The sequence below is a fragment of the Pseudoalteromonas sp. HM-SA03 genome, assembly GCF_002289345.1.
GTDB lineage: Bacteria > Pseudomonadota > Gammaproteobacteria > Enterobacterales > Alteromonadaceae > Pseudoalteromonas.
The window spans coordinates 1-6678 of the sequence record NZ_NSDG01000100.1; the positions used below are offsets into that span (position 1 = coordinate 1).

Annotated in this window: 8 protein-coding genes; 6 read left to right on the plus strand and 2 right to left on the minus strand. The window is 43.9% G+C overall.

Annotated elements, in window-relative coordinates:
• Positions 1-120 precede the first annotated feature (120 nt).
• Positions 121-336, minus strand: a complete 216-nt coding sequence (locus tag CKO50_RS19225) for a DUF1496 domain-containing protein (protein WP_095729464.1) — start codon at positions 334-336, stop codon at positions 121-123.
• A gap of 228 nt (positions 337-564) precedes the next feature.
• Here CKO50_RS19225 and CKO50_RS24900 point away from each other — a divergent pair, with 228 nt between their 5' ends.
• The 4 genes from CKO50_RS24900 to CKO50_RS19240 are packed head-to-tail and all read left to right on the plus strand — an operon-like array spanning position 565 to position 2436.
• On the plus strand, positions 565-987 hold the full coding sequence (locus tag CKO50_RS24900) for a cytochrome c biogenesis protein CcdA (RefSeq protein ID WP_255230506.1): 423 nt from the start codon (positions 565-567) through the stop codon (positions 985-987).
• 8 nt (positions 988-995) lie between these two features.
• Positions 996-1223, plus strand: coding sequence for a hypothetical protein (locus CKO50_RS24905; protein ID WP_255230508.1), 228 nt, complete (start codon positions 996-998; stop codon positions 1221-1223).
• 17 nt (positions 1224-1240) lie between these two features.
• Entirely contained in the window at positions 1241-1699 is a 459-nt protein-coding gene (locus CKO50_RS19235; protein ID WP_095729465.1) for a TlpA disulfide reductase family protein, read from the plus strand.
• Positions 1699-2436 (plus strand): hypothetical protein, encoded by a 738-nt coding sequence (locus CKO50_RS19240; protein WP_095729466.1) that lies wholly within the window; start codon positions 1699-1701, stop codon positions 2434-2436. The genes CKO50_RS19235 and CKO50_RS19240 overlap by 1 nt, the downstream gene beginning before the upstream one ends.
• A gap of 3 nt (positions 2437-2439) precedes the next feature.
• On the opposite strand, the gene CKO50_RS19245 is transcribed toward CKO50_RS19240, so the two are convergent.
• Positions 2440-4620: a winged helix-turn-helix domain-containing protein gene (locus CKO50_RS19245; RefSeq protein ID WP_255230511.1), complete on the minus strand. Its 2181-nt coding sequence runs from the start codon at positions 4618-4620 to the stop codon at positions 2440-2442.
• Positions 4621-4831: 211 nt separating this feature from the next.
• On the opposite strand from CKO50_RS19245, the gene mnmE reads away from it, so the two are divergent.
• Together mnmE and CKO50_RS24110 are read left to right on the plus strand one after the other, a co-directional pair.
• Positions 4832-6196: a tRNA uridine-5-carboxymethylaminomethyl(34) synthesis GTPase MnmE gene (gene mnmE / locus CKO50_RS19250; protein ID WP_095729468.1), complete on the plus strand. Its 1365-nt coding sequence runs from the start codon at positions 4832-4834 to the stop codon at positions 6194-6196.
• Between the two features lie 117 nt (positions 6197-6313).
• Positions 6314-6619, plus strand: a complete 306-nt coding sequence (locus tag CKO50_RS24110) for a phage integrase SAM-like domain-containing protein (RefSeq protein WP_255230514.1) — start codon at positions 6314-6316, stop codon at positions 6617-6619.
• Positions 6620-6678: the final 59 nt, after the last annotated feature.

A 6678-nucleotide genomic window follows, 5' to 3' on the forward strand; every position in this document is an offset into this window, starting at 1 on the left:
CTCTCTAAACTCACTACGCTTATTAGATCAAAGGGCTAGATCTGTGTCCAGCCCTTTTTCAACAGTCTGCGCCAGCTTCACAGCTGGCGTTTTTTATTTGCGCATCATATGAAATTGTCGTTATTGATCAATCCACTGGAGCTCACCATTTGGACCGCCGTCAACACAAACCTTCCATTTGTTATTTTGCTTTTTTACCGATCCCTTAGAGTATTCCTGATCGATATAATAACAATACTTTGTAGGGTCGTAGTCTGGTTTTACATTTTCACCGCTTAGTACAGAACCAGATACCGCACATGCTGCAGATACAACTGCTAGTGTTAGTCTATTCATAATATCTCCCTTTACGTATAATTTTAAGTTACCTAAACTAGGTAACTTACCTTATCTTATAAGCACAACGAGCAACAAACACTTTTCCTTTTAAACTCCTAGCAATTAAAATATCAAATAAAAGCAACCACTTGATAAAATTTGATGGCGATTTTATGACGATTTGATAGGTCAAATCTGGGCTATCTATCATGCTCCTTTGCAGTTAAAAAATGCAAAGAGAAGACGATGCTTGAATCTACATTACTACAGGCACTCTCCAGTGCCGAAACTGATTGGTGGTTAGTGCCTATTGCACTCGTAGTAGGTGTACTCACCAGCTTTACGCCCTGTGTATATCCCATACTTCCCATAACTGTTGCAACCCTTAGCCAACAACGCCATATTCGCCTTGCCCCAATCTGGTATGCACTAGGCTTTGCAACGGTGTACGCCGCGCTTGGATTTATTGCAGCACTAACCGGTAGCTTCTTTGGCCAAGTGGCAACAAACCCTTGGGTACTGCTTATTTTTGGCAATCTATTACTCTACTTTGCTGCGGTATCAAAAGGTTTAATCTCGCTGCCACACTTGCCAAATGCGATTTCAACAGGCTCGCCAGCACCTCTTCTAANGCTCTTGTTGCGGCTCCTTGTACGTCTCCAATTCTAGGCGGCTTATTGCTCTTCGTTGCTAATGCCCAGCAACCTCTATTAGGAGGCGCGCTGCTGTTTAGCTTTGCGCTCGGTATGAGCACCCTATTACTGCTAGCAGGGCTAAGTACACGCTTTTTGCATACATTACCAAGATCTGGAGCTTGGTTAAATCACATCACTACAGCAACCGCACTTATCTTAGTCGCGATGGCGCAATATTTTCTTATTCAAGCTGGCAAAAGTTGGCTATAAAACGCAAAGGAACCACCATGAAAAAAATCATTTTTTATTCACTCTTTATGTTACTCAGCACAATGTCTGCAGCAAAGGACTATCCCGTACTTACCGCCAATACGCTTGCAAACAATACCGTAACCAGTCAAGGCAAAGTCACTTACTTGAAGTTTTGGGCAACGTGGTGCTCCTACTGTGTGGAAGAAATGCCACTGCTTGAGCAAAGCTTTCAGCAAGCCAATAACCACTATCAGGTTATCGCCGTCAATATCGGCTTCAATCAGTCAAAAAAAGGCGTGCAAGCTTACCTTGATAAACATGATTACCAATTTCCAACGGTATTTGATAGTAGTGGCAAGATAACTCAGCAGTTTCAAGTGTTAGGCACGCCACAACATATCCTCATTGATGAAAACGGCAAAGAAATCTATCGCAGCGCATTGTTTACAGATGAGCTGCAACAACATCTGATCACACTTCAAGGAGCAAACTAATGTCATCAATTAAAGCCTTACTTATGTTCGCCGCTGTGTGTCTCAGCTTGTTTGTGCACGCCAACACGCAAGAGTACGTGTTTATTAATATTTGGGATGAGTATGTACAGCCCACGACTCTGCCAACGCCACTAGCACCAAGGAGATTGCTACAGCCCGATATTAATATTGATGAGGCAAGCTTAGCGCAATTTAAACAGGCCTATCCAAGCTATGCTGAGTTAGCTATTGATAAGCAAAACCAGTTGATGCAACGGTTTGCAATAAGGCAAACACCTGCTCGTGTTGTCGTTAAAGACGACAAAGTTATCAAACGAGAGTTGTTGACGACTAACAGTGCACCAAGCACAGAGAAAGAAACACAGATCCCATTGCAAACACTCACCGGTGCGTCATTTTCGATAGCGACTATAAACAGCCAATACAGAGTGTTATTTTTCAGTGATAGCTTGTGTCCGTTTCAACATATTCCTGCCTGTGAAATGAGAATAAAGCAAAACAATCAACTCGCTGACTCGAGTCCGTATCCGGTCGTTACTGTGATTAAGCCCTTTTATGTGGAAGAACAAAGTGCTCGAGACTACCAACAACGCTTTGAGGTCAAACACGATATTGTGTTCGATCACCACAACGAAGTATTTAGCCAGTTTGAGATTAGAGAGCTACCTTACTGGGTGGTACAAGACAAACACGGTGAAGTCGTTTATCGCGGTAATCAGCCACCCAACATAGACTAGAGCCTAATTTATCGTCCATTTACTCTGACAATAGACGCTGTAAGGGGCATCGATAAGCTCAGCAATAAAGCGCTTATTGATGCTGCTTTGCTGGCGTATTTGCAGCAACTGTTGCTGTAATAATTGGCTGTTTTCGAGTCCGGCCAATTTATCTGAAAAGCGCTTTTGCAGCGCTTCTTCATTTAACATATCAGCCGCAACAACACCGTAAAGCAACAAAAGATGTGAATTGGTATGTTGATGTGCAGTAATGATCTCAAGCGCTTGTTGAGGCTCGTTTCTCAAAAGGTGGATATACATTTGCGTATAGAGCGCATAGGTCTCAACTTCTTGTAGCTGTAACGTTTGATAGTCTTGCATTGCTTCAACCGTCAACGGCTCTGCTAATTCGAGCTTGCCCGCTTTGATCCAGGTCCAACCCAGTAACAATTTAACGTTGGCACGCGTCACCGAAGAAATATAATCGCTTTCTAACAGCATTTGATATTGCGTAATTGCACTTTGCATTGCATCCGTATCACCCGTTTGCAATGCGATATCCATATGCGCCATGCCAATCAGTAATTGCTGTTGTTCATAGCTTGGAATAAAACGCGGCTCGCCGTTAATGTTTTTCAAATAACGCAGCGCCTTTTCCCCCTGATGTAGCTGAATATAGTAGAACCCTAGGTAAGTGAGTATTTGCTTTTCTAAATAGCGATAACCATTTTTCTGAGCTAAAGCGAGGGCTTTTAATAAACTAGGCTCACTTTCAACCACTGGCACTAAGTAATTTTGACCATAAGCAAACAAAGCTTTTATTAGATTCATGGTCTGCTCTGTTTGCTCATAATAGGCAATGGCTTGCGCGAGCACTGGTTTACTCTTCTCTAAGTTCAGTAACGTTTTTTCAGCGGGACCAGCCGCTGGTGGATTGGCAAGATAGAAACTCCGCTGTGCTTCGCTATAGGCAAACGAGCGACTACCTATCAAAACATGCGCTGAACTCATCGCTTGCTGGTATTCATCCCAACGTTGTAATACCCAAAAAGCATCTGCTTTGAGTTGATATGCCATCGCAATTAATTCAACTTGCTGGCTTTGCTCAGCAGCATCGAGGGCAAGCTGAGCTTGCTGCAGCGCTTGCTGATGTAAGCCTTGTGCCTTGAAAAACTCTCCGTAATAGAGGTGGTAGCGAGCACGAGTCGCGATTGAAGCCGAACTTAGTGAAATCTGTTCGAATCGATGGGTGGCAGAATCAATATCACCGAGCTGCCAACAAATTTGCGCAAGCTCCAACTGACTTTCTAGATGTTCCGGCATTTGTGCCACAGCCGCCTCAAAATATGCCTTTGCCAGTTGAGGTCCCTGTTCATTTAATGCTTGCACGCCGCGGTAATAGTCATTCATAGCTAGATTTAAGGATGATATTTTGGCGGTTTTAGTATCAACACCTAGCGCTAACTGCGCAATAACCTCTGTTGCAATCGCTTCAAAGCTCTCATCTAACTGTTCAACAATTATCTCGCTTTGCTTATCTCCATAAGTAACACTGAGTAAAAAACGCTGTTGTATCGGCTCTAGTGAAAGCGTGAGCTTATTAATCCCACTATTCTCTGCAAGCTCAGGATATTGGCTTCGCGGTACTAATTGATAATGAGACTGTAAATGTTGTCTCAATGCTGCTTCAAGTGCATAACCCCACCACGCATTGGCTTGCACACCTGTCTCATTCACCATAGGCACAATGATTAACGAGTCTTGCTCAGCTTGTACACGAGTGACAACGGGAACTGAGCTAGAAACGAGGTAAACACTCGCTGCGACTCCACATAACGCAACAGCGCCAACGACAAGCATCGCTTTCATTGTTGTAGTGAGTTTGAATGTGGTAAATGTGCGGCTCTCAACAGAGCAAATCCACTGATAACCTTGCTGTGGTATGGTTTTAATAAAGGTGGGTTGCTGGGCGTTATCTTTGAGGGCTTGTCTTAGCTCAGTGATACTTTGTGTTAGTGCAGCTTCTCTAAACTCACCGTGTTGCCACAATGTGCTGAGCAATGTTTCACGTGTAACAATCTGATCTGGATGGGCTAAAAAATAAGCCAACAGCTGCGCGACTCTCGGCCTCAGTGGCACTTGCTCAGCATCACGATATAAACACGAGACATTTGGATCGAAGCGATATTGAAGAAAGTACAGCACAGCGTTAGTTTCCCTTATACAACCTTTGCTAGTAAGAACAGTAAAAACTGTGATCATAATTATACCTGACAAAAGCGCATAACCGTATCATTAAGGTCATCAACCACCCAAAACACAATGAGCAGACTTAGATATTACCCACCAGCTATACCTGAGATATATCAATTGCTGTACAATTATGGCTATTAACCAGACAGTCTAAAGAGTCATCATGATCGCACAAGACACCATAGCAGCACAGGCTACCGCACCGGGTCGCGGTGGCGTTGGTATTATTCGAGTTTCAGGCAGTAAAGCCCGAGAGGTCGCAGAGCTAATCTTAGGTAAATGCCCAAAAACTCGCTATGCCGAATACCTGCCATTCAATACCCTAGCAGGTGAACAACTCGACCAAGGTATTGCGTTGTTCTTCCAAGGGCCGAACTCATTCACCGGTGAAGATGTCCTTGAGTTACAAGGCCACGGTGGCCCAGTGGTACTTGATATGCTGTTAAAGGAAATCAGCCAAATTGAGCAAGTGCGCTTGGCAAAGCCTGGTGAGTTCTCAGAACGTGCTTTTATGAACGACAAGCTAGACTTAACGCAAGCAGAAGCTATCGCAGACTTGATCAACGCCACCAGCGAGCAAGCTGCAAAAAGTGCGCTACATTCACTACAAGGTGACTTTTCTAAACATATCAATACTTTGGTTGAGAAAGTAATTCATCTGCGCATGTACGTAGAAGCCGCAATTGACTTCCCCGATGAAGAAATCGACTTTCTTTCCGATGGTAAAGTCTCGGGTGACCTAGAAGCCATTATTCAGCAACTCGCAGAAGTGCGTAAACAAGCCAAGCAAGGCAGCATCATGCGTGAAGGCATGCGCGTGGTGATTGCAGGCCGCCCTAACGCCGGAAAATCTTCACTACTCAATGCCTTAGCAGGCCGTGAAGCTGCGATTGTTACAGACATCGCAGGTACCACACGAGACGTACTACGTGAACATATTCATATTGATGGCATGCCGCTTCATATTATCGACACCGCAGGACTTCGTGATAGTCCAGACAAAGTAGAACAAATAGGTATTGAGCGTGCTTGGGAAGAGATCCGCGGCGCTGATCACGTACTATTTATGGTGGATGGCACCGAAACCCACGAAACCGATCCTGCGAAGATCTGGCCTGATTTTATCGAGCAATTACCACAAGGCATGGAAATTACCGTGATCCGCAATAAAGTCGATTTAAGCGGTGAAGCGGTTGGCGCAACAACGAGTGATGGCCATACCCTTATCCGTCTAAGTGCTAAAGATATTCAAGGCATTGATTTATTGAGGGAACACCTAAAAGCCTGTATTGGATTTACTGGTGCAACTGAAGGTGGCTTTATGGCTCGCCGTCGTCACTTAGACGCCCTAGAGCGCGCTGCTGAGCATCTAGAAATAGGTCAGACTCAGCTAGAAATGCATATTGCCGGTGAAATTTTGGCAGAAGAGCTGCGCCTTACCCAGCAATACCTCAATGAGATCACCGGTGAATTCACCTCCGACGACTTGCTTGGCAAGATCTTTAGCTCATTTTGTATTGGGAAATAACAAGGTAAACCAAAGGAAACAAACATCCAACTTAAGTTAAAAATTTAATTTATTCATACATTTAATAACTTTTTTATCTTTCTCTAGCTTCCTTTAGTTTCATAAGATGGGCCTCGAATGGCCCACCTACTTCTTTGTTGTAGACCACTATTGGTCCACCAAATAGGAAGTTATTATGAAACTAACCATCGAGAAAAATCAGCTGATAGCACATCAAACGTATCGCTATGGGAACCATCGTTAATGCATCTAAAGAGATATTGTGAAGGAAACCCGCAGCCATTTGCTGACTTCGATGCTGATGTATTATTAGGGTTCAGAACATACCTAATAGTACATGCACGAACAAAATCAGATAAGCCATTTTCTTCAAATACTACATCATACTACTTCAATAGTAAGCGTCGCCTAAACCCCACCTAGCTACTGAATACGCTCAGCCTATAAAGTACAGCTCTGACCTCAATTCGGAGCTGACCATG